This is a genomic window from Vibrio amylolyticus (genome assembly GCF_023145695.1).
In the GTDB taxonomy this organism is placed as follows: Bacteria; Pseudomonadota; Gammaproteobacteria; order Enterobacterales; family Vibrionaceae; genus Vibrio; species Vibrio amylolyticus.
Window position 1 is genome coordinate 47,149 of sequence record NZ_JAJHVV010000013.1, and the last position, 22,340, is coordinate 69,488.

General features: G+C 43.4%; 18 protein-coding genes and 10 tRNA genes. 8 read left to right on the plus strand and 20 right to left on the minus strand.

What is annotated here, in order from left to right; genetic code table 11:
- Nucleotides 1–12: 12 nt before the first annotated feature.
- The 5 genes from hfq to tsaE form a co-directional block, all read right to left on the minus strand.
- Nucleotides 13–273, minus strand: a complete 261-nt coding sequence (gene hfq, locus KP803_RS18315) for an RNA chaperone Hfq (RefSeq protein WP_017035788.1) — start codon at nucleotides 271–273, stop codon at nucleotides 13–15.
- 201 nt (nucleotides 274–474) lie between these two features.
- Complete coding sequence (gene miaA / locus KP803_RS18320) at nucleotides 475–1,407, minus strand: tRNA (adenosine(37)-N6)-dimethylallyltransferase MiaA (RefSeq protein WP_248010311.1); 933 nt, start codon at nucleotides 1,405–1,407, stop codon at nucleotides 475–477.
- An 8-nt stretch (nucleotides 1,408–1,415) separates the two neighbouring features.
- On the minus strand, nucleotides 1,416–3,350 hold the full coding sequence (gene mutL / locus KP803_RS18325) for a DNA mismatch repair endonuclease MutL (protein WP_248010312.1): 1,935 nt from the start codon (nucleotides 3,348–3,350) through the stop codon (nucleotides 1,416–1,418).
- An 8-nt stretch (nucleotides 3,351–3,358) separates the two neighbouring features.
- Entirely contained in the window at nucleotides 3,359–5,026 is a 1,668-nt protein-coding gene (locus KP803_RS18330) for a LysM peptidoglycan-binding domain-containing protein (protein ID WP_427916970.1), read from the minus strand.
- Nucleotides 5,027–5,055: 29 nt separating this feature from the next.
- On the minus strand, nucleotides 5,056–5,520 hold the full coding sequence (tsaE, locus tag KP803_RS18335) for a tRNA (adenosine(37)-N6)-threonylcarbamoyltransferase complex ATPase subunit type 1 TsaE (RefSeq protein ID WP_248010313.1): 465 nt from the start codon (nucleotides 5,518–5,520) through the stop codon (nucleotides 5,056–5,058).
- Nucleotides 5,521–5,729: 209 nt separating this feature from the next.
- On the opposite strand from tsaE, the gene queG reads away from it, so the two are divergent.
- Nucleotides 5,730–6,872 (plus strand): tRNA epoxyqueuosine(34) reductase QueG, encoded by a 1,143-nt coding sequence (gene queG, locus KP803_RS18340; RefSeq protein ID WP_248010314.1) that lies wholly within the window; start codon nucleotides 5,730–5,732, stop codon nucleotides 6,870–6,872.
- A 588-nt stretch (nucleotides 6,873–7,460) separates the two neighbouring features.
- On the opposite strand, the gene KP803_RS18345 is transcribed toward queG, so the two are convergent.
- The 10 genes from KP803_RS18345 to KP803_RS18390 form a co-directional block, all read right to left on the minus strand.
- Nucleotides 7,461–7,537 (minus strand) — tRNA-Met (locus tag KP803_RS18345).
- A gap of 71 nt (nucleotides 7,538–7,608) precedes the next feature.
- Nucleotides 7,609–7,684, minus strand: a tRNA-Gly gene (locus KP803_RS18350).
- A gap of 56 nt (nucleotides 7,685–7,740) precedes the next feature.
- Nucleotides 7,741–7,817 (minus strand) — tRNA-Met (locus tag KP803_RS18355).
- 49 nt (nucleotides 7,818–7,866) lie between these two features.
- Nucleotides 7,867–7,942, minus strand: a tRNA-Gly gene (locus tag KP803_RS18360).
- 56 nt (nucleotides 7,943–7,998) lie between these two features.
- Nucleotides 7,999–8,075 (minus strand) — tRNA-Met (locus tag KP803_RS18365).
- 49 nt (nucleotides 8,076–8,124) lie between these two features.
- Nucleotides 8,125–8,200, minus strand: a tRNA-Gly gene (locus KP803_RS18370).
- 55 nt (nucleotides 8,201–8,255) lie between these two features.
- A tRNA-Met gene (locus KP803_RS18375) sits at nucleotides 8,256–8,332 on the minus strand.
- Between the two features lie 49 nt (nucleotides 8,333–8,381).
- A tRNA-Gly gene (locus tag KP803_RS18380) sits at nucleotides 8,382–8,457 on the minus strand.
- A gap of 55 nt (nucleotides 8,458–8,512) precedes the next feature.
- Nucleotides 8,513–8,589, minus strand: a tRNA-Met gene (locus KP803_RS18385).
- A 70-nt stretch (nucleotides 8,590–8,659) separates the two neighbouring features.
- Nucleotides 8,660–8,735, minus strand: a tRNA-Gly gene (locus KP803_RS18390).
- A 305-nt stretch (nucleotides 8,736–9,040) separates the two neighbouring features.
- Here KP803_RS18390 and KP803_RS18395 point away from each other — a divergent pair.
- Nucleotides 9,041–9,772 carry a hypothetical protein gene (locus KP803_RS18395; RefSeq protein ID WP_248010315.1) on the plus strand — a complete coding sequence of 244 codons (732 nt, stop codon included), beginning with the start codon at nucleotides 9,041–9,043 and terminating at the stop codon, nucleotides 9,770–9,772.
- Nucleotides 9,773–9,857: 85 nt separating this feature from the next.
- Here KP803_RS18395 and orn read toward each other — a convergent pair whose 3' ends face one another.
- The gene (gene orn / locus KP803_RS18400; protein ID WP_248010316.1) at nucleotides 9,858–10,403 is read right to left on the minus strand and encodes an oligoribonuclease; all 546 of its coding nucleotides are present in this window, start codon (nucleotides 10,401–10,403) and stop codon (nucleotides 9,858–9,860) included.
- A 146-nt stretch (nucleotides 10,404–10,549) separates the two neighbouring features.
- Between orn and rsgA the strand changes: the two genes are divergently transcribed.
- The 6 genes from rsgA (at nucleotide 10,550) to KP803_RS18430 (ending at nucleotide 18,211) form a co-directional block, all read left to right on the plus strand.
- A complete protein-coding gene (rsgA, locus tag KP803_RS18405) occupies nucleotides 10,550–11,605 on the plus strand; it encodes a small ribosomal subunit biogenesis GTPase RsgA (protein WP_248010317.1) in 1,056 nt (351 codons plus the stop codon).
- A 111-nt stretch (nucleotides 11,606–11,716) separates the two neighbouring features.
- The gene (gene asd, locus KP803_RS18410) at nucleotides 11,717–12,598 is read left to right on the plus strand and encodes an archaetidylserine decarboxylase (RefSeq protein WP_248010318.1); all 882 of its coding nucleotides are present in this window, start codon (nucleotides 11,717–11,719) and stop codon (nucleotides 12,596–12,598) included.
- A 171-nt stretch (nucleotides 12,599–12,769) separates the two neighbouring features.
- Nucleotides 12,770–14,185, plus strand: coding sequence for an SLC13 family permease (locus tag KP803_RS18415; RefSeq protein ID WP_248010319.1), 1,416 nt, complete (start codon nucleotides 12,770–12,772; stop codon nucleotides 14,183–14,185).
- Between the two features lie 122 nt (nucleotides 14,186–14,307).
- Nucleotides 14,308–15,195, plus strand: a complete 888-nt coding sequence (locus tag KP803_RS18420) for an EamA family transporter (RefSeq protein WP_248010320.1) — start codon at nucleotides 14,308–14,310, stop codon at nucleotides 15,193–15,195.
- A gap of 161 nt (nucleotides 15,196–15,356) precedes the next feature.
- The gene (gene gpmM / locus KP803_RS18425; RefSeq protein WP_248010321.1) at nucleotides 15,357–16,889 is read left to right on the plus strand and encodes a 2,3-bisphosphoglycerate-independent phosphoglycerate mutase; all 1,533 of its coding nucleotides are present in this window, start codon (nucleotides 15,357–15,359) and stop codon (nucleotides 16,887–16,889) included.
- A gap of 182 nt (nucleotides 16,890–17,071) precedes the next feature.
- Nucleotides 17,072–18,211 (plus strand): murein hydrolase activator EnvC family protein, encoded by a 1,140-nt coding sequence (locus KP803_RS18430; RefSeq protein ID WP_248010322.1) that lies wholly within the window; start codon nucleotides 17,072–17,074, stop codon nucleotides 18,209–18,211.
- 54 nt (nucleotides 18,212–18,265) lie between these two features.
- On the opposite strand, the gene KP803_RS18435 is transcribed toward KP803_RS18430, so the two are convergent.
- The 4 genes from KP803_RS18435 to nudC all read right to left on the minus strand — a co-directional run bounded on the left by KP803_RS18435 (nucleotide 18,266) and on the right by nudC (nucleotide 22,205).
- A complete protein-coding gene (locus tag KP803_RS18435) occupies nucleotides 18,266–19,222 on the minus strand; it encodes a DHH family phosphoesterase (protein WP_248010323.1) in 957 nt (318 codons plus the stop codon).
- Between the two features lie 87 nt (nucleotides 19,223–19,309).
- Nucleotides 19,310–19,945 carry a TetR/AcrR family transcriptional regulator gene (locus tag KP803_RS18440; protein ID WP_248010324.1) on the minus strand — a complete coding sequence of 212 codons (636 nt, stop codon included), beginning with the start codon at nucleotides 19,943–19,945 and terminating at the stop codon, nucleotides 19,310–19,312.
- A 104-nt stretch (nucleotides 19,946–20,049) separates the two neighbouring features.
- On the minus strand, nucleotides 20,050–21,117 hold the full coding sequence (gene hemE, locus KP803_RS18445) for a uroporphyrinogen decarboxylase (RefSeq protein ID WP_248010325.1): 1,068 nt from the start codon (nucleotides 21,115–21,117) through the stop codon (nucleotides 20,050–20,052).
- A 305-nt stretch (nucleotides 21,118–21,422) separates the two neighbouring features.
- Nucleotides 21,423–22,205, minus strand: coding sequence for an NAD(+) diphosphatase (gene nudC, locus KP803_RS18450; protein WP_248010326.1), 783 nt, complete (start codon nucleotides 22,203–22,205; stop codon nucleotides 21,423–21,425).
- Nucleotides 22,206–22,340 lie beyond the last annotated feature (135 nt).

Sequence of the window (22,340 nt, forward strand, 5' to 3'; positions counted from 1 at the left end):
ATATTCAGTTTTTTAATCTTCTGATTTCTCTTGTGGACGTTGTTCAGGACGATCACCACTGTGATGACTTACTGCGCGAGCAGGAACCACAGTCGAAATTGCATGCTTATAAACCATTTGGTTAACCGTGTTCTTCAATAGAATAACGAACTGGTCAAATGATTCGATTTGTCCTTGTAGTTTTATACCGTTCACAAGATAGATTGAAACGGGAATACGCTCACGACGGAGTGCATTCAAGAATGGGTCTTGTAAAGATTGCCCCTTAGCCATTTTATTTTCCTTATTTTGTATTTTGTTGTAATTATTTAGCTAGTGGTTTCGTGCAAAAAGTTGTGTTGCTTTGCATCTGAGCTAAACGAGTAATAAACACCCCGTCATTACTTGTTATGTAGGCAATGCATACGTTTTTCAAGTAACGGATCCTTTACAGGGTATATTCACGCAAAAGCGATCTCATTATACACAGCTAATTTAATCAGATGCTATTGCATTTGATAACGTTTCTAGCGCGTGTTCAATGTTCTCGCTATCTAACCAAGTTAAATCATCCCAGCTGCGCAACCAGGTGATCTGACGCTTGGCCAATTGACGGGTTGCACAGACTCCGCGAAAAATCGCTTCATCTTTACTGCAATTCCCATCTAAATAGTCCCACATTTGTCTGTAGCCAACGCAACGAATCGACGGTAATTCTGGATGAAGATCGTCTCGGGCATACAGCGCCTTCATTTCATCTTCAAAACCAGCGTCCATCATTTTGTCAAAGCGTAGCTCAATACGACGGTGGAGCTCAGCCCTTTCCTTGGGAGCTATTGCAAACTGCTTTACTCGAAACGGAAGGCTTTCGCCTTTAATTTCAGTAAGCTCAGTAAGAGTTTTACCCGAAATTCGGTAAACTTCCAATGCCCTTGATAGTCTTTGTGGGTCATTCGGGTGAATTCTTGTTGCTGAAACAGGATCGATCTCTCGTAATTGGTCATGAAGGCTCTGCCAACCTAAGCTCGAGGCCTCACTTTCAATCTGCTTTCGAATCTCAGGATCTGCAGCGGGAAGAGGAGATAGCCCTTCCAACAACGCTTTGTAATAAAGCATTGTGCCACCAACAAGAAGAGGGATTTTACCTTCGGAAACAATACGATCCATTTCAGATAATGCATCTCGGCGAAAATCTGCTGCCGAATAGGCTTCACTAGGATCTAAGATATCAATCAAGCGGTGCGGTGCCAAAGACAACTCATGCTCATCTGGCTTTGCTGTGCCGATATCCATGCCTTTATATATCAAAGCGGAATCGACACTAATGATCTCAACAGGATATTTCTGTCGTAAGCGAATCGCGAGATCAGTCTTCCCTGATGCTGTTGGGCCCATCAAAAAGAGGGCTAAAGGTAATTTTTCGTTCATTATATTTTTTAAGCCAGTAACGCAGTAATTGTCGAAGAGAAATCAACCGGTTGAACAAATTTAGGGTCATCTAAAGGTAGTTGACCATGCCAAAGCTGTTCTAGTTCCGCAATAATTTGAATTGCTTCCGATAAAGTGTAGTCGCTTTTTACTTGGGTTATGTGATCCGATAACCAATCCGCTAACTGAGTTGCCCCAAACTGCGTATTGTTACCTAGGTCACTAGATGCGGCGTAAGATAACAGATCAGGAATGATTTTTTGCAGGTTTTGTTGTCGTAATGGTTGTGGAACCCCCATGACCATTAACGCCTGCTTATTACGTTCTTTAATCTGAATACCAAGTGGTCGTAAGAAGGGTTGCAACTTTTCGCAAGCGAAACGCTGACTCTCTTCAACCTTTAGTGAAAGTGGGACCAATAGTGGTTGAGGCTTTAAATCATTACCAAGTGTATCAAGCTGACCACGAGTCCGTAGCCACTCGGCTTTAGCCAAAGAAACTAAAACGCACCCCTCTTTTCCACCCATAACAACATAACGCCCAGCGGTAATTGCGATTGCCTTACCTAATGACTCTATAATTAAGCGCTCTGGAGTATTGAACTCTTTAGGCACCAAGGTGTTCAAGCTTTGGTCTTCAATCGCTGGTTCTGAAGGGAGTGTTGTCAATAGCTCAGAATAGGCATTCAGCTCTCGCTTAGTCGGAGCTTCCACCACCTCTGGTCTCGTTGGCTTTCTTGCTGATGTCGCTTTTGAGTTAGACCATTCATTTGAACGGCGAGGCGCTTCATTTACCGCATCTTGTGAATGACTCGACACTTTATTAGGATAAGATGGCGTTCGGTCTATCGAAGTAAAAAGCGGTGTTGATACTTTCTCGATAGGTTCAGCAGGCACTTCCGGCTGATGAAACGCCGATTCAGTAATTTGTGGGCTTTCGATATGCTTGCTCTGAGCTAAAGCATCACTCAGCGCCTGATAGATAAAGTCATGGACAAGCCTTGCTTGATGAAAGCGAACCTCATGTTTAGCAGGATGCACATTAACATCCACCTGATGAGGATCGATTTCAATAAACAAAATATATGTAGCAAACTGATCGGGACGAAGCGAGTTCTCGTAACTCTGTCTGATAGCATGATTGATCAACTTATCTTTCATCATGCGGCCATTCACATAGCAATATTGGAGATCATTTTGCTGTCTAGCGCCTTCAGGCGTCGTGATCCACCCATGCAAATGAAGCCCTTGATGCTCTAATTCTATTTTGAGCATGTTTTTAACAAAGCCACTGCCACACACTGCGGCAATGCGCTTTTCCGCTTGGATATCCGTTTTAGCGGCACGGTACTGTCTGACTGATTTTCCATTATGAGTTAGGTTAATCGTGACATCGAAGCAGCTCAACGCGATTCGTTTTATCAGCTCATCGATATGAGTAAACTCAGTCTTCTCAGTTCGAAGAAATTTACGTCTCGCAGGCGTATTAAAAAACAGATCAAGCACTTCAACGCTGGTACCAATGGGGTGAGCAGTAGGCTTTAGCTTAACCTGCATATCTCGCCCTTCACTATAAGCAGACCAAGCTTGCTCTTGCGTTGCTGGGCGAGAACTCATGGTTAGGCGAGCGACAGAGCTAATACTCGCCAGCGCCTCCCCTCGAAAGCCAAGACTGACAATCGCTTCAAGATCATCAAGAGAGTGAATTTTCGAGGTTGCATGACGACTCAGTGCAAGCCCCAATTCATCTTTATCAATCCCTTTTCCGTTATCGCGTACACGAATCAGCTTAGCCCCACCCTTTTCGATATCAATATCGATACGAGTCGCACCAGAATCTAAGCTATTTTCCACCAGCTCTTTAACAACAGAAGCAGGCCTTTCAACCACTTCTCCTGCTGCAATTTGGTTTGCTAAACGAGCAGGTAAAATCTTTATCGTCATTCTATACGCTACTTATTTGGAATAATCAGTACTTGGCCAATTGCCAACTCATCAGAACGCAGCTTGTTTGCCTTTCTAATGCTATTAATCGACACACCATATCTATCCGCGATCTTACCTAAGAACTCTCCGCGTTGAACTTTGTGCTTACGAATAGGCACATCTTTCACGCTCACCGTTATTTTTAGCTTTTGTCCTAGCCTTAGCGTGTCAGATTTTAAGTTGTTCTCTCGTTTAATCGCCGCAACAGTGACTTTGTATTTCCCTGCAATTTTTCCTAAATAGTCCCCAGAACGAACCGTATGGGTAACCGTTTTCGTTTCGACTGTATTAACAACGGTAGAGACACTGCCACTCGCGGGGATTTTTAGTACCTGTCCAATTGCGAGACCACTGCTTTTCAATTTGTTCTCTTTCATCAGGACGCTCGTAGACGTCCCGAATTTCTTCGCAATCGCTGACAATGAATCGCCACGCTTAACTTTATAGGTACTTGCTTTAGTTTGCGCTGTAAAACCAGTCCCTTCCGGTGGGTTCGCTTTCAAGTACTTGACAATTGCTTTCGTAATAGAACGTGCCAACTTATCTTGATGAGAACGTTGAAACAGCAATTGCTCTTCAGTTGGGTTAGAAATAAAGCCCGTTTCGACCAAAACGGATGGGATTTGAGGTGAACGTAATACCGCTAAGCTGGTATTAATCGGCTTAGAATTATGTAGCTTCGTCACTTTTCCCATTTCAGAGAGTATTTCTGTTGCTAATTTATAACCTTCTTTTTGTGAATGACTAAACTGCAGATCAAGGAGCGTTTGGTTTACATTACGATCATTAATACTGCTCGGGAATGCAGCCCCACCACCACCAAGTAGCTCTGACTGCTTCTCTTTATCCTCAATCCAACGGGATATTTCTGTATTCGCTCGGCGAGTATTCAATACAAAGACGGAGCCTCCACGAGGCTGTGGCGTTGTAAAGGCATCCGCATGCACCGAAATCAACAGATGTGCATTATTTTCACTCGCAATAGCGACACGTCGATTCAGATTCACATAATAATCACCGGTACGGGTCAGTTTCGCCTTAACGCCAGGAATCGCATTAAGTTGTGCCTCAAGCTTTCTCGAGATACTTAGTGTGGCGTTTTTTTCATATTTACGAGTTGGACCAATTGAACCTGGATCCTCACCACCATGACCAGGGTCAATAACAATTAAGACCTCTTCTTGCCGCTTAATCTGAGAGGCGTCTTTACTTACCGTTGGCGTTGAGACAGTCGCAGGTGCTTTCGTTGCCGCTTTACCGTGAGGAAGATCGATCACCAATCGATGACCATATTGGCCACCAGGCGTTGGAGCAAGTTTAAAAATGTTCGTCGACACTTTCTGCTTTAACTCAAAAACCAAGCGGTACGTTGACTTCTCAGGCGGGGTACTTTTCCTCACTTGAGTCAACACGGGGCTATCCGTGACTTTCAGAGGAAGCTTGGTACTCAGTGATGTATTATTCAGGTCAACAACTAATCGACTCGGACTGCTCAATGTAAAATAGCTAAAGTCCGCTTCCGCTTTTAAATCGATAACGACCCGAGTTTCATCAGGCGATGGCCAAACACGCACTCCCTCTAAAGCATTCGCCCACAAGGTGTGTGAAAAAAATAGTAAAGAAGCAGCAACAATCAATAAACGTGCTTTTAAGGCTTTAGTACTCAACTTAACTCCAATTGATTCAACAATGAACGTCCATACTCATTATTCGCAGTCAAGGTAATCATTCGCTGTTCACCTTGATAACGTAACTCCAAATCAAGATCCGGCTCAGGAAGCAGCCCTGCACCTTTCTCTGGCCACTCAACCAAACATATCGCATCCGGCGTGAAATAATCTCGAATTCCCATAAACTCAAGCTCTTCAGGATCAGCCAGACGATAGAGGTCAAAATGATATACCTGCCACTTATCGAGTTGATAAGGTTCAACTAATGTATAAGTTGGGCTTTTTACATTTCCCTGATGCCCAAGAGCGCGCACAAAACCACGACTAAACGTTGTTTTTCCTGCGCCAAGATCACCATGCAGATATATAGTCGTTTGTTGTGTGCAAAAATTAGCTAACAGAGTACCGACTTTAATCGTCGCCTCTTCATTAATAAGGGTAAATTGTTTTGTATTCATGGTTGGCTTCTCAAGCTTACTCAAACTGACTATATATAAATCAAAAGAATAGGAATAGTAAACTGGGATAGAATTGAGAGACAAGAGCTCTTGTGTAATTAAACGCAAATAATGACAAATATTCTCTCAATCCAAGTCATATAATTGCTAGATCCTTGTTATAAGATCTTGTAAGATCCCGCCCCCCTATTTCACCAGGCTCTTTATCTATGGCAAGTTATCCATCAGTAGATTATCAACATCTCGCTGATCAAATCAAAGTATGGGCAACAGAGCTTGGTTTTCAAAAAGTCGGCATTTGTGATATCGACTTATCTGACCATGAACCACAGCTTCAAAAAAGCATCGATGCGGGTTTATATGGTGAAATGGACTGGATGGTTCGTCACGGCATGATGCGAGCGCGCCCTGCTGAGTTATTACCAGGAACCATTCGTGTGATTAGCGTGAGAATGGACTACCTTCCACCTCAAGCACAGTTTGCTTCGAACCTATCGGACAAAACGCAAGCCTACATCAGTCGTTATGCGTTAGGTCGCGATTACCACAAGCTCATTCGCAACCAATTAAAGAAGCTGGGCCAAAAGATTGAACAAGAAGTTGGGGCATTTGGTCATCGCCCTTTTGTTGATACCGCGCCGATACTAGAGAGGCCACTTGCTCAAAAAGCCGGGTTAGGTTGGGCAGGAAAACATTCACTACTCTTAGATAAAGAGACTGGCTCATGGTTCTTCCTTGGGGAATTACTGGTTGACCTTCCACTTCCTATTGATGAACCGAGTCAAAATGAATGTGGCAAGTGCACGGCATGCATGACATCTTGCCCGACTCAAGCCATCATCTCTGAAGGTGTTGTGGATGCGAGACGATGTATTTCATACCTCACCATTGAATATGACGGAGTCATACCTGAAGAATTCCGAAAACCGATAGGCAATCGTATTTATGGCTGCGATGACTGCCAATTGGTGTGCCCTTGGAATCGCTTTGCAGAGATCACGGAACAAAAAGACTTTCATCGCAGAGATACTCTCTCTAATGCAGATCTGGTTTTGCTGTTTTCGTGGAGTGAGAAAGAGTTCCTACAAAAAATGGAAGGCTCAGCGATTCGAAGAATTGGTCATATTCAATGGTTAAGGAACTTATCTATTGCGATGGGCAATGCTCCATTTTCCGCTCGTATTGTTGAAGCTTTGAAAAGTAGACTAGGGCTAAACTCAAATCTAGACACCCATATCGAGTGGGCACTTAATGAACAGTCTAATCAGGAGCCATTAATTAATCGAAAAGTTGATAATAAAAATCAAAGATTAATTAGAGTGATAGAAAAAGGTCTTCCTAGAGATGCATGAATCTTACATAAATCAACGGTTCATTTTTTGACTTAGTTCTAAAAAATAGAATGTGGAAAAAAAACTAAACTAGACAGCGTTTCCTATAGTTCAGAAAAGTTAGCCACAAACCCTTTAAATGATTAGGATCAATAAACAATCACTTAATGATCTTGCCAAAGAGCGAAATCAAACACAAAAAACAAAGAGAATGACTTACACATCAATGACTTGTGAGTTATTGGTTTACTGTGGTCCGAACTAAGGTTTTAAAAAGATCTTTTCTTAGCCAGCTTTTCTAGCCCGAAAAATCAGTTTACCCACTAACTTATCCACATAGAAGAATTTGTGGATAACTCTGTTGATAGGCAGTAGAAAGTAACACTCAACATCAACAATGACGCGGCGTTCGCTTATCTATAAGCTAATCGACTATTCAAGTCAGACAAGAACATCTACCACAAGATAATGTTTATTCATTTTTGGGGGTTATGCTTCGCAGCATGATAGAAAAGAGCAGTGCCTTACGGCTATAAGTGAAGAATCACTTAGAAAATAGAAGAGCTAAAAATCCTCTTGTTAAACTCTTTGAATAACTTAACAAGAAAGTGGTTGCGGGAGCCGGATTTGAACCGACGACCTTCGGGTTATGAGCCCGACGAGCTACCAAACTGCTCCATCCCGCGTCCGGATGCATTGCTTAAGGCAATGAAACTAAACATCTTATCTAGAAGCATGTTGCTAATAGGAAAGAATTTGGAGCGATACATCGGGTTCGAACCGATGACCTCAACCTTGGCAAGGTTGCGCTCTACCAACTGAGCTAGTATCGCAATAGTTATTCGCTGCTCTTACTGCCTTTGGCAATAAATAGCGCCTAACTGTAATGTGGTTGCGGGAGCCGGATTTGAACCGACGACCTTCGGGTTATGAGCCCGACGAGCTACCAAACTGCTCCATCCCGCGTCCGGATGCATTGTTTAAGACAATGAGGCTTTCTCTTTAAAAGAGAATTTGGAGCGATACATCGGGTTCGAACCGATGACCTCAACCTTGGCAAGGTTGCGCTCTACCAACTGAGCTAGTATCGCAATAGTTATTCGCTACTCTTACTGCCTTTGGCAATAAATAGCGCTTAACGGTAATGTGGTTGCGGGAGCCGGATTTGAACCGACGACCTTCGGGTTATGAGCCCGACGAGCTACCAAACTGCTCCATCCCGCGTCCGGATGCATTGTTTAAGACAATGAGGCTTTCTCTTTAAGAGAGAATTTGGAGCGATACATCGGGTTCGAACCGATGACCTCAACCTTGGCAAGGTTGCGCTCTACCAACTGAGCTAGTATCGCATAGTTACTCGCTGCTCTTACTGCCTTTGGCACTAAATAGCGCTTAACTGTAATGTGGTTGCGGGAGCCGGATTTGAACCGACGACCTTCGGGTTATGAGCCCGACGAGCTACCAAACTGCTCCATCCCGCGTCCGGATGCATTGTTTAAGACAATGAGACTTTCTCTTTAAGAGAGAATTTGGAGCGATACATCGGGTTCGAACCGATGACCTCAACCTTGGCAAGGTTGCGCTCTACCAACTGAGCTAGTATCGCATTAGTTAATCGCTGCTCTTACTGCCTTTGGCAATAATGGCGCTTAACTGTAATGTGGTTGCGGGAGCCGGATTTGAACCGACGACCTTCGGGTTATGAGCCCGACGAGCTACCAAACTGCTCCATCCCGCGTCCGGATGCATTGTTTAAGACAATGAGACTCTGTTTTATCGTTCACATTAGCAAACAGTAAAACCTAATTTGGAGCGATACATCGGGTTCGAACCGATGACCTCAACCTTGGCAAGGTTGCGCTCTACCAACTGAGCTAGTATCGCTTTAACAACGTTTCCGTTGTTTAGGGATGCGAATTATAAGAGCATTTATTTGTGATGCAAGTCATTATGATAAAAAAGCTGATTTTTTTTATCTCCTGACTAAAAAATCGTCACAATCATTGCTATTCCTCTCTTTAAATTACTCAAAGATAAGCAATCAATCATAATAGTGCGAACTAAGCCTTTATTTTCTTTATCCAATTACTGAATTGTTAGAACTTAACTAAGCTTTGATATAACGTAATTTCATACCTCTGTACTTTTTCTGAGCGCCTAGAAACAGAGTACTCTGTCATGGACCGACAATGATGTTATGTTTTTTATCTATTGCACTCTCACCACGCTCAAGAGCCGTTGTGCTCTCCCTATTAGCGTGCTCCCTACTCGCCTCCTGTGGTTCGGTACCTAAACCCATTCGAAACCTGGGGAAAACAGATATTGACTTTGTGATGGATGTGCATACGCGTCAACAAAAAGAGATGATGATTCGGTTAACTCGAAAGCTCTATGTTCGAAATCCAAGTCAGCTTGATAAGAATCCAGAGATGACGATTGATAGGCGAATTGAACAGATATTCGGCTCCCCTGATGAAACGGAACTTCCTTCACTCATTTTCGATGAACTCAATGGCATGACGAGTATTGATGCCATTTTACTGAGCTTTGACGAAACATTTGAAGGGGACCGTGTGTTTGCCGCCGCCGTAGGCCTTGCTGAAATGTTGAGGCGATCTTACAACCACCAACAAGAGTTCTTCATTCTCGACTCACTGGATGAGCAAGCCCTCTATAATAGCGCACGTAATCTCGAAGTCTTTGTGTGGCGTCTCTATCATAGGCGTGATTCCAATGGCGAGCTTTTCCTTCTGTCTAATCGACTCAGCGAAACTGACTTTGATATCAGCTTTGATCGACTGCTGGCAAAAATGGCGACAGTGCAAGATATGATGGCTCTGATTGTGGCTGATAAAACAGACCGTGGCATTACTAAGGTCGTGCACGGCGTCGCTCAATTTGTATTTGTGCCTATTCCATAGCGAAATGGTTAATGAGTGAAACAGGTTAACCAAAAACAAAAAATGCCAGCTCGATAAGCTGGCATTTTCACAAAGTCTTCATTAGCTAGATTGAAATAATCGTCTTTCTGTAATACTGAAGTTCCGCAATTGACTCACGAATATCATCTAACGCTAAGTGACTACCGCTTTTAGAAAAGCCCTTTAACACTTCAGGCTTCCAACGACGAGTCAGCTCTTTTAATGTGCTGACATCGATATAGCGATAGTGGAAATACTGCTCAAGCTCTGGCATGTGCTTGTAAAGAAAACGGCGATCTTGACCAATGCTATTACCGCAAATAGGTGATTTTCCTTTCGGCACCCACTTTTCTAAAAACTCAATCGTTTCTTTAATGGCTTGTTGCTCAGTAACTTTAGACTGACGAACACGCTCTACAAGACCACTACCATTATGAGTCGAGGTGCACCACTCATCCATTTTTTCCAATTCACTTTCATCTTGATGAATAGCAAGAACCGGACCTTCAGCTAAAATGTTGAGTTCACTGTCAGTGACGACAGTGGCAATTTCAATGATCTTATGTGTCTCAGGATTTAAGCCTGTCATCTCAAGATCGACCCAAATTAAGTTTTGATCGCTAAAGGACATGAATGAGTTGCCTATTTGTTTACGGATAAAAGAGGTACTATACCCAAATAAGGATCCCCAAGATAGCTTTGAATCATCAGCGTTTGCTGAAAGATAAGCACTTCTGAGGGTAGATCGCATCATCAATCACATATTAAGACATCATTGTGGCAAAGAAGAAAAAATTAACTAAAGGTCAAGTTCGACGAGTTCGAAGTAACCAGAAAAAACGCCTAACAAAAGAAGACTCCGTTCAATGGGACGAAGAGATGCTAGGTGCCACAAAAATGGGGCTAGTTATTACACGCTTTGGCCAACATGCCGATATTGAAGATAGCGAAACCCAAGAGATCCATCGTTGTAACTTACGCCGTGGTATCGAAAGCATCGTCTCAGGTGACAAAGTTATCTGGCGCGCAGGGCTTGAATCCATGGCCGGTATCTCGGGTGTAGTTGAAGCCGTAGAGCCAAGAACATCGGTGCTTACACGCCCTGATTACTACGACGGTTTAAAACCGGTTGCTGCGAACGTCGATCAAATGATCATCGTCTCCTCTGTCTTACCAGAACTGTCGCTTAATATTATTGACCGTTATCTTATCGCTTCAGAAACCGTTCAGATTGCACCGCTTATAGTGCTCAATAAAATCGATTTGCTTGATGAAAAACAGCGTGAAGAGTATCGAGAGCAGCTTCAAGAGTATGTACGTATTGGTTATGACGTTCTGTTTGTGAGTAAAGAGTCTGGCGAAGGTATTAAAGAGCTTGAAGAGAAGCTAAGCGGACGCATTAACATCTTCGTCGGTCAATCGGGGGTTGGAAAATCAAGCCTAGTGAACGCCCTAATGCCTGAACTTCATATTGAGGAAGGTGCGGTTTCAGAGAACTCAGGTCTTGGGCAACATACGACAACAGCCGCTCGTCTTTACCATATCCCAAGCGGTGGTAACTTGATTGACTCTCCGGGAGTTCGTGAATTTGGCCTTTGGCACCTAGAACCCGAAGAAGTGACCGAAGCCTTTATTGAATTTCGGCCACTGCTCGGCGGGTGCAAATTTCGCGACTGCAAACACAATGATGACCCTGGTTGTATCATTCGTGAAGCGGTCGAGAAAGGCGATGTTAGCCAAGCTCGCTTTAAAAACTATCACCGTATCATCGAGAGCATGGTAGAGAATAAAGCCAATAGACAATACTCTCGCAACAAAAAAGCAGATCTTTAAGCCATTTTTGTATGCAAACATTGTCTGCTTACTGACATTGAAATGATATTTAAGTAATATCTCGCGCCCAGAACATAAGTCGAACATTTAAACAGTATTGGAATTATCAGAATGGATAAGATTAAAGTTGAGCTGCAACACTGGCTTCCAAAGCATGCTTTGACCCGTTTGGTTGGTAAATTAGCATCAGCTCGATTAGGCAGTTTAACCACCGCAATTATTCGTGGATTTATTAAACAATACAAAGTGAATATGGATGAAGCCTTACATTCAGACCCTAAGCACTTCGGCACATTTAACGAATTTTTTGTACGTGAGCTTAAAGATGGTCTTCGCCCAATTGCCGATGGTGAAGCCGTAATCACACACCCTGCTGACGCTTGCGTAAGTCAATTCGGCCCTATTGTTGATGGTAAACTCATTCAAGCAAAAGGCCATGATTACACGTCGGTTGAGCTTCTAGGTGGTGATTCTGCACTGGCTGACGAGTTTACCGATGGTGAGTTCGCCACTTTGTACCTTTCTCCAAGTGATTATCACCGCGTGCATATGCCATGCGATGGTGTATTACGCCAAATGATTTACGTTCCCGGTGATCTTTACTCTGTGAACCCATTGACAGCGGAAAATATTCCAAACCTGTTTGCACGCAATGAACGTGTTGTGTGTATTTTTGATACTGAGTTTGGACCGATGGCGCAAGTACTAGTGGGTGCAACCATTGTTGGCAGTATTGAATTAACATGGGCGGGCACAGTAACACCACCGCGTGGTAATACGGTTTATCGTTGGGACTACCCAGCAACAGGTAATAAATCTGTGACATTCAAAAAAGGCGAAGAGATGGGTCGTTTTAAACTGGGCTCAACCGTTATCAACTTGTTTGCGAAAGATAAGATACGTTTTGATGACTCAATGGCACTGTCTGCGACGACTCGCATGGGCGCGCCTTTTGCTCACATCAAAACTGAAGAGAATCAAGCTTCAGAATAAAAAGTCGAACAATGCCCTGCTTTATCCGCATAGAATAGCGCAGGGCTTTTGACTAAAAACAAATCTACCTCAATAAACCCAAACACTTCCTAAAATTTTAACGCCCGTCCAAGTCCTTGAATATCAAATAGCTTATTCTACTTTGAGTTAATTTATTGTAGGGACAGCTCCATGCCAGCACTGAATAAAGGAACACTGATAAGGCTACTTATCTGTTTTAGTATTCCTATCGCCGTACTATTCATTCCAATTGATCTCATTCCCATTGATGACCTCACGTTAATTCAGCATCGACTGCTCGCTATCTTCTTGCTTGCCGCGCTTCTATGGGTTCTTGAACCCGTCCCCGTATTTGCCACATCGATTTTGATCATCGCTCTTGAACTGATCATGATTTCCGATAAGGGACTTCACTTTTTTCGTCAGCCACCAACAGGTCATGAACTCGGTGAACTGATGAATTACACCGATATTTTTAGCGCTTTCTCCTCTCCAATCATCATCCTATTCATGGGTGGTTTTGCCTTGGCCATTGCGGCTTCAAAATATGAACTCGACAATAACTTGGCTCGGGTGCTGCTTAAGCCATTTGGTACTCAACCTAAATTCATCATGCTCGGCTTAATGCTCATTACTGCTGTATTTTCCATGTTTATGTCGAACACTGCGACAACCGTCATGATGCTTGCTCTGCTAGGTCCAATTGTCGCCTCAGCACCGAAAGGGGATATAGGGATCAAAGCATTAGTTTTATGTATTCCAATCGCCGCTAATACCGGTGGTATTGCCACACCAATAGGAACACCCCCTAACGCTATTGCTCTCCAATACTTGACTGAAGAAAACAGCATCGACTTTCTCTCTTGGATGATGATGGGCTTACCTTTTGTCGTCATACAGCTCACTATTGCGTGGTTTTTGCTTCAGAAATTATTCCCATCGCAGCAAGAAAAAATGATTCTCAAGCTCAACGGCACATTTAAAACCAGCTGGCGAGCAATCACTGTTTACGTAACATTTGGTATGACAATCTTATTGTGGATGACAACCAAAATTCACGGAATGAACACCTATGTTGTGTCCATCATTCCATTGGCGGTGTTTACCCTAACCGGCATTATGGGCAAGGAAGAGTTAAAACAGATTAACTGGGATGTGCTTTGGCTTGTTGCAGGTGGTATCGCCATTGGTATCGGGCTTGATAAAACAGGGTTAGCGGTTGCCCTCGCCCACGCCATCGATTATGAATCACTCTCGCCTATTGCCGTTGTTCTCACTCTATCGGTAGTGTGCTGGTTAATGGCGAACTTCATGTCTAATACCGCAACAGCGAACTTGTTGATGCCTATTGCCGCTGCCATTGGCGCTTCAATGGAGAGCTTAGCCGCCATTGGTGGCCTGCAAGGGTTGTTAGTTGTTGTCGCTTTCTCTGCCTCACTGGGCATGATTCTACCTGTTTCAACACCGCCTAATTCGCTGGCCTACTCTACAGGGTTAATTGAGAGCAAAGACATGGCGAAAACTGGACTCATCATCGGCGTGATAGGCCTACTCATTGTTTATGCTGCTATGTTGATCTTCACCTAAAGAGAAGATCTAGATTAGTCGACTTCCAATCTACCTTTGATGTCATCTAGCACTAGGCATCAAGGGTAGATTAAGGCATATTGAGAACCAACTAACCGCCACTTACTCAAGGAAGATGTAGCGTGGGATTCGAATGGCTCGCTTTAGCAGCCGCACTTCTTTGGGCTATCGCCAGCTTACTTTCCATTACTCCTGCACAGCACCTCGGTTCTTTTGCTTATAGTCGATGGCGTATGGGCTGTACCTCTGTCATGCTCTCCACTATGGCACTGTTCACTGGGGGCTGGGAAACCATAGAGCTAAGTTATGTCACTCCTATGATGCTCTCAGGTTTGATTGGTATTTTCATTGGTGATACCGCCTTGTTTGCCTGCCTTAACCGTATGGGGCCTCGACAAGCTGGCCTGCTTTTTTCTTGTCACGCGGTATTCTCCGCGGTCTTAGGCTACTTTATTTTTAGCGACACTATGAGCAACATAGAGTTTATTGGTTCTGCGTTAGTGTTTTCTGGCGTTATTACCGCTATCTTTTTTGGTCGTAAAGGGTCAACTCAAAGTGCACTGGATCATATCAAGGGAAAGGTATCGATTGGCCTTGCTCTGGGCCTGCTAGCGGCTCTTTGCCAAGCTTTAGGTGGGATTATCGCTAAACCAATCATGACGACCTCTGTTGATCCCGTCGCCGCTTCGGCCATTCGTATGATCACCGCTTTTATCGCACATAGCTTGTTCTTATTATCTGGTGCGAAGCTCGCCAAAGCCGTTAAGCCAATGACAATCGGTATATTTTGGATCACCGCAGTGAATGGTTTTCTTGCGATGGCTGTTGGTATGACATTGATTTTGTTTGCTCTTCAGACTGGCAATGTCGGAATGGTCGCGCTGCTCTCTTCGACGACTCCAATTATGTTGCTACCGATTCTTTGGATTTATACCAAACAGCGACCTAATCTTTATGCTTGGCTCGGCGCGATTGTCGCTGTCATTGGCACCGCTATTTTAGTTCAGTAAGTCATACTTTCAGTTGTGATAGCAATTTGATCAATAGACAACTCTTTATTGTATCGATAGGAAGAATCATTGATCTTTAGCTACTGCAAAGGCTATAAAATGTAGTAAAGTTACGCTAATTTGTTTTTAAAGTTACTTTAATTTTTAACGAGGTTATATCTATGTCAGCTAAGAAGCCAATGGCTCTAGTGATTCTTGACGGGTGGGGACACCGTGAAGACAACGCAAGCAATGCAATCAACAATGCAAAAACACCCGTAATGGATGAACTAATTGCAAGCAACCCTAGCACTCTTATTTCAGCTTCTGGTTTAGACGTGGGTTTGCCTGACGGTCAAATGGGTAACTCTGAAGTAGGTCACACCAATATTGGTGCTGGTCGCGTTGTATATCAGGACCTAACACGCATCACTAAGTCTATCTCTGATGGTGAATTCGTTGAAACTCCAGCTCTTGTAGAAGCGATTGATAAAGCAGTTTCTGCAGGTAAAGCCGTTCACCTAATGGGCCTAATGTCTCCAGGTGGTGTTCACTCTCACGAAGATCACATCTATGCAGCCGTTGAAATGGCAGCAGCACGTGGCGCAGAGAAAATCTACCTACACTGTTTCCTAGACGGACGAGACACTCCACCTCGTAGTGCTGAGAACTCTCTAAAGCGTTTCGATGCACTGTTCGCTAAATTGGGTAAAGGCCGTATCGCTTCTTTAGTTGGTCGCTACTACGCAATGGATCGTGATAACAACTGGGAACGTGTACAGGTTGCTTACGACTTACTGACTCAAGCAAAAGCTGAGTTCACATTTGATTCTGCCGTTGCTGGTCTTGAAGCGGCTTACGCTCGTGAAGAAAACGATGAGTTCGTTAAAGCAACAGAGCTAAAAACTGACGCTCAAGAAAGTGCCAAAATTGAAGATGGCGACGCAGTTATCTTCATGAACTACCGTGCTGACCGCGCGCGTCAAATCACACGTACGTTCGTTCCTGCATTTGACGGCTTTGAGCGTGCTGTATTCCCAGCGATCAACTTTGTTATGCTGACTCAATACGCTGCAGACATTCCTCTGGCGACAGCATTCCCATCTGCTTCTCTAGAAAATACCTACGGTGAATGGCTATCGAAGAAAGGCCAAACACAACTACGTATTTCTGAAACTGAAAAGTACGCGCACGTAACCTTCTTCTTCAATGGTGGTGTTGAAAATGAATTTGACGGTGAAGAGCGTCAACTTGTTGCTTCACCAAAAGTAGCGACTTACGACCTTCAACCAGAAATGAGTTCTGAAGAGCTAACAGACAAACTAGTTGCGGCTATCAAGTCTGGTAAGTACGACACAATTATCTGTAACTTCCCTAACGCAGATATGGTTGGCCACACTGGTGTTTACGAAGCTGCTGAGCAAGCTATTGAAGCACTTGATAGCTGTGTTGCAAAAGTGGTTGCTGCAATTAAAGAGGTTGATGGGCAACTTCTTATCACTGCCGACCATGGTAATGCAGAAATGATGGTAGACCCAGAGACAGGTGGCACTCACACTGCGCACACTAATCTGCCTGTTCCGCTAATCTACGTTGGTAACAAAGAATTTAAGTTCAAAGAAGGCGGTAAGCTTTCAGATCTTGCTCCAACAATGCTTGACCTTGCTGGTCTTGAAATTCCAGCAGAAATGAGCGGCGACATTCTGACTAAATAGTCACTTGTCTGCTGATTAAATGAATGCCTCAATATTTATTGGGGCATTTTTGTCTCATCACTATCAATTCTTCGTATTGATTTAATACCAACTGCCCTGCAACTTTTAACATAGTCCTTTCTTCTCTTAAAACTCTTTGAGTATACTAAGCTCTTATTTTTAGTAGATGGACCTCATGCTATATGGCGACGTTTTTGACATTAAACCCTTTTAAAAGCCGCCTTGATGCTTTGACTCTACTTTTAATATTCTCAATGGGTGTTGTTTCGACGAGCTTTGCCGCTTCTCCAAATGAACTCAAAGGAGTGAAGAATGAAATATCACGCCAACAAAGCTCCGTTTCTAGCCAACAAAAAAAACTCAATACACTGCAAAGCACGCTAAAAAAACAAGAGCTGAGCATCAGTGAGTTAGAGTCACAAATTAAACAGACGAAGCAATCTCTTGCAGCCTCTAACAATAACATCAGTAAAATTGACGCATCCATCGCTCAACTGAATAAGCAAAAAAAATCTCAAAGCGACACACTTGCTGAATTAATCAAAACTTACTATGTGACTCGACGTGCAAGCTCAACCACCAGTATCTTAAACAATGGTGTCGAAGAAGATCGTATTAGCCAATACTTCCAGCACCTTGCAAGGCAGCGTGCAGAAACAATCAGTGCCTTAGAAAAAACACATAAAGAGCTAGATCAGAACCAGCGACAGCTGCAGCTTGAAAAACAACAAATCGCTAAGTTGCTCGATCAACAAACCAAGAAACACACCAGCCTTAAGCAAGGCCAGACGAAAAGAAATCAAACTGTTAGCCAGATTAGAAAAAGTATATCGAGTGACAAGGTGTACCTCTCTGAGCTACAACGCAATGAAACTCGACTGAAGGCAGAAATAGCGAAAGCGGCGAAGCGTAATGCCGTTCCAATGGATGGTTTGAGCAAACAAAAAGGAAAACTTCCTTGGCCGCTCAAAGGGCAACTTCTTCATAGTTATGGCTCGAAACAAGCGGGACAAAGTAATTGGAGTGGCATTGTAATTGATGCGAAATACGGCCAAGCAATCAAATCCGTCTATCCGGGTACGGTCGTTTTTGCCGAGTACTTAAGAGGTTATGGTCTTGTAGTGTTACTAGACCACGGTAAAGGCGATATGACGCTCTATGGCTTCAACCAAACGCTATTAAAAAAAGAAGGCGATAAAGTATCAGCAGGTGAAACTATCGCCTTAGCTGGTGATACAGGGGGACAAACTCGCCCTTCCCTATATTTTGAATTACGCCGCAACAGTAAAACACAGAACCCAAAGTCTTGGCTGACTCGCTAATACAATCGCTTTAGGTTCTGAATACCCTTGAGGTAACAAATAGCAAAGATTCCGCTAAGGGTAGAATTCTTCGACGGTTCGGATAAACGTATCCACATCCTCTTTCGCTAGGCGATTAATACCTGCCGCTGCCGCCCTGCCACCACCCGTTTCAAACTGAATGCAAATATCACCCGCGCCTTGCTTATTGCTGAGTGGCGCTCTCAACGAGACCGTATAGCTGCCATCTGCATTTTCAGTCAACACTGCATGAGCAGAATCAGGAGATTGGTTCGCGAGTAAGTTGCCATAGACGCCACTGATTCGACGAGATGCGGCATTGTTAGGTAGCTCAAACAGCCCTAGCTTGTCACTACGGTATTTAGCCTCAATCGATAGCGCCTGATCCATGTCCGTTTGATACGCGTCTTTCAGGGTATAATAAGGAGATTGAGTATCAGCTATCACATCAAATGGAGAGGCATATTTCGTTAACGCTTGATATAGGTCCGCCGGATGGTAATGAAGATCATCCACCTTCGCACCGTAACCATTATAGTTAATTAGCGTACCAAGCTCTTTTAGTTGCTCTTTTTGCTCTAACGTTAAGCCCTGAGCATCAGCCAAGTCGTCAGCAACAGCGATCAAATTATCACCATACGCTGCTGTTATTGCCCATAGGTGATACTGACCAGCTAACAATTTATCAATAATCAATGCAGTACAAGTGTTCGCATCTAAATCAATATGGGCCTCTAATGTTGGGTTTGTAGGGATATCACCCGATTGGTGATGATCCGCATAGAAGACGTCGATTCCTTTTTCTAACGCGGCCAATAAACCATCCATGTTTTTTGCCATCGAGACATCAAGGACAGTTAACGAGTCTTGAGTTGTTAAATCAAGTTTATCAATGAGTTTAATATCGCGTTTCACACCCGTAATCAATTGTGTTTGCTTTGGGCTAGCAAGTCTCAGCTGAAGCAACGCAATGATGCCATCAGCATCGCCGTTAAAAACATCGTAATGCATAAATTCCCTTTCATCGTGAACATGTTTAAAAAGAAAAAAGTGCCGTTAAGCACTTCTTTATATTGGGTTGTATGTAAACCGAGTTAACTATGCGTGGATTGCTTTCACGCCGTCTTCTAATAGCAGCAATTGCTCCATCCCAAGCTCTGTCGCTCTCGGTTTTACGACATTTATCATCTGAAGCATACCTTGAGACACGACTTGCTCCGTGATTTTTGAATCTGGAGACATGGCTGATTGATAAGCAAGCCAGCTACAAGCAATTAAGTGCAACGTTGTTACTAGTGACTTCATTTCTTCATCTTCAACGGTGAGAAGCTCAAGTTCAACAAAAGCTCTCATTATATTGATCAGGTTAATCTGAAGCTTCTCTTGGACAAGTATATAGTCATCATGCAACTTGTTATCACGCTGAAGAATTTCAGGCAAATTGGCGTAGAAGAAACGGTATTTCCACATCAGTGTAAAAATAGAGTCTAAGTAATGCTTAAGCATAACCAAGCTCTCTTGCTGCCCTTGAATAGGCGTAAACCGTTCAATCAGCTCTTCTGAATAGAGTGTAAAAATATCACGAACAATCTCTTGTTTGTTGCGAAAGTGGTAATAGAGATTGCCAGGACTAATTTCAATGTGTGCGGCAATATGATTAGTCGTAATGTTGCGCTCACCATGCTCATTAAATAGCTCTAATGCTGCATGTACTATTTTATCGCGAGTCTTCATTTATTGCTCGTATCCCTTCGGTCAATCGAATCAGTATAGCGACAAGTGTACCTCATAACAAAAAAGCGCCTGGTCGTATCAGGCGCTTTCAATCTATTACTCGGCTATTTGTGGTATGGCTTAGATAACTCGTGGACAGCCTCAACAAATACGCCTGCGTTTTCAGGCGGAACATCCAAATGAATACCGTGACCCAAGTTAAATACGTGACCGGTGCCAGTATCACCGAATCCTTCTAGAATAGTTCCAACTTCTTCGCGAATTCGCTCTGGTTGAGCATAAAGTACAGAAGGATCCATATTGCCTTGTAAAGCAACTTTATCACCAATGCGTGCTTTCGCATCAGCAATGTTGATTGTCCAATCTAGACCTACTGCATCACAGCCCGTTGCCGCAATTTTCTCTAGCCACATGCCACCGTTTTTCGTAAACAGAGTCACAGGAACACGGCGACCGTCATTTTCACGGATCAGACCATCGACAATTTTGTGCATGTACTGTAGCGAGAATAGGTTGTAATCACGCGGTGTCAGAACGCCACCCCATGTATCAAATACCATCACAGACTGAGCACCTGCTTTAATTTGAGCATTCAAATACTCAATGACGCTATCTGCTAACTTATCTAGAAGCATGTGCAGTGTTTGAGGCTCAGCATACATCATCTTCTTAATTTTAGTAAACGCCTTCGACGTTCCACCTTCAACCATGTAAGTTGCTAGCGTCCACGGGCTACCAGAGAAACCAATCAGTGGTACGTCACCGTTCAGATCTTTACGGATCTGACGAACCGCGTTCATAACGTATTGCAACTCACCTTCTGGATCCGGCAAGCCAATTTTTTCTACGTCAGCTTTACATGTAATTGGCTTGTCAAAAACAGGTCCTTCACCGGTAGAAAAACGAAGCTCTAGGCCCATCGCATCAGGAATCGTTAAGATGTCAGAGAATAGGATCGCAGCATCTAGAGGAAAACGGCGAAGTGGTTGAAGCGTCACTTCAGATGCTAGCTCTGCATTCTTACATAAAGACATGAAGTCACCGGCTTCAGCACGAGTCGCTTTATACTCAGGTAGGTAACGACCCGCTTGCCGCATCATCCATACAGGTGTGTAATCTACAGGTTCTTTGAGCAATGCACGAAGGTAACGGTCATTTTTTAGTTCTGTCATTCCATTCTTCCGATATTTTAGACTTTTTTAAAGGTGGCTATTCTAACACTGATCAGCTCTCAAAAGCGGGGTCGTTTGCAACATAGATCAAGTTATTAACTTTTAAATCAACGCTTAATTTGCACCCGATAACTAACAGTGATAAAAATTCGTCTGCTAGCGAAAACTACTATAATAAACTGAGTACTTAGTGCTCAGCATCTCATAACGACATCTTACTTACCCCCTCCTTCTCGGAGGGTTTTTTTTATCTGTAACTCGCTGTATTTTTGTAACTTTTCAAAATAAAGTTTAATTCAGCTCTATCAACTCTGTTCTTTCTCCAAAACAATTGAATCAATGAGTTGCCTCGCGATGGTTCCCTTTGGTGCTATAGGAGGTAGCTGATCAATATCAAACCATCTCGCATCGCTAAGCTCTCTATAATCAGGCTTTACAACCCCTGAGCGATAGCTAGCAATAAAGCCCATCATCATACTCGATGGAAACGCCCATGGCTGACTACCAAAGTACTCTATATCGCAGACTTCTATGCCTGTCTCCTCTCGAACCTCACGCGCTACGCACTGTTCTAAGGTTTCCCCCACCTCAAGGAAGCCTGCGATGACGGTATACATTCCGGCTTTATGCCTTGGGTGTTGGGCCAAAAGTATCTGGTTTTGTTTACGAACAGCTACAATGATGCAGGGAAAAATTCTTGGGTAGTGTAAAGTTCGACAATCACTACACTGCATTGCAAGTTGATTTAAATTAAGATGATTTCGTCCACCACATTGTGGACAGAAACGCTGTGTTTGACTCATATGTCCGAACTGTACCGCTTTGCTCATCAACAAAAATAGCGCTTCAGGAAACTGTAGGCACTCCCTAAGTGAAGTCAGTTCAAGATCATTATCTATATCTGCATCATTAAGCCATAAAACAGGGAACCCTTCAAAGCTGCCTATCTGAATGGCTTTTTCTCTAGGTAGAACAAGCTCATGCTCACCACCAAAAGGAAGCGTGTCATTGACTAACCAAATATCACTGCCGGATACGACACACCAATAGGCTTCACCCGCCGTTTTATCGTTACTATTTTTTAACATTAGCGTATCTCTTAGCTTGCAGTTCGTTCATTTTACTGGCAATCTAATTTATACCAGAGATTTTTCTTTGTTAGTATATTTCAACACTCTGGACATATTTTCAATGGACACTTTGCACTGCAAAGCTAATTTGTA

What these genes read in the sequence shown, in the direction of transcription:
- hfq (WP_017035788.1), bottom strand. Translation starts at nt 273, where the DNA reads ATGGCTAAGGGGCAATCTTTACAAGACCCATTCTTGAATGCACTCCGT.
- miaA (WP_248010311.1), bottom strand. Translation starts at nt 1,407, where the DNA reads ATGAACGAAAAATTACCTTTAGCCCTCTTTTTGATGGGCCCAACAGCA.
- mutL (WP_248010312.1), bottom strand. Translation starts at nt 3,350, where the DNA reads ATGACGATAAAGATTTTACCTGCTCGTTTAGCAAACCAAATTGCAGCA.
- tsaE (WP_248010313.1), bottom strand. Translation starts at nt 5,520, where the DNA reads ATGAATACAAAACAATTTACCCTTATTAATGAAGAGGCGACGATTAAA.
- queG (WP_248010314.1), top strand. Translation starts at nt 5,730, where the DNA reads ATGGCAAGTTATCCATCAGTAGATTATCAACATCTCGCTGATCAAATC.
- KP803_RS18395 (WP_248010315.1), top strand. Translation starts at nt 9,041, where the DNA reads ATGATGTTATGTTTTTTATCTATTGCACTCTCACCACGCTCAAGAGCC.
- orn (WP_248010316.1), bottom strand. Translation starts at nt 10,403, where the DNA reads ATGTCCTTTAGCGATCAAAACTTAATTTGGGTCGATCTTGAGATGACA.
- asd (WP_248010318.1), top strand. Translation starts at nt 11,717, where the DNA reads ATGGATAAGATTAAAGTTGAGCTGCAACACTGGCTTCCAAAGCATGCT.
- KP803_RS18415 (WP_248010319.1), top strand. Translation starts at nt 12,770, where the DNA reads ATGCCAGCACTGAATAAAGGAACACTGATAAGGCTACTTATCTGTTTT.
- gpmM (WP_248010321.1), top strand. Translation starts at nt 15,357, where the DNA reads ATGTCAGCTAAGAAGCCAATGGCTCTAGTGATTCTTGACGGGTGGGGA.
- KP803_RS18430 (WP_248010322.1), top strand. Translation starts at nt 17,072, where the DNA reads ATGGCGACGTTTTTGACATTAAACCCTTTTAAAAGCCGCCTTGATGCT.
- KP803_RS18435 (WP_248010323.1), bottom strand. Translation starts at nt 19,222, where the DNA reads ATGCATTACGATGTTTTTAACGGCGATGCTGATGGCATCATTGCGTTG.
- KP803_RS18440 (WP_248010324.1), bottom strand. Translation starts at nt 19,945, where the DNA reads ATGAAGACTCGCGATAAAATAGTACATGCAGCATTAGAGCTATTTAAT.
- hemE (WP_248010325.1), bottom strand. Translation starts at nt 21,117, where the DNA reads ATGACAGAACTAAAAAATGACCGTTACCTTCGTGCATTGCTCAAAGAA.
- nudC (WP_248010326.1), bottom strand. Translation starts at nt 22,205, where the DNA reads ATGTTAAAAAATAGTAACGATAAAACGGCGGGTGAAGCCTATTGGTGT.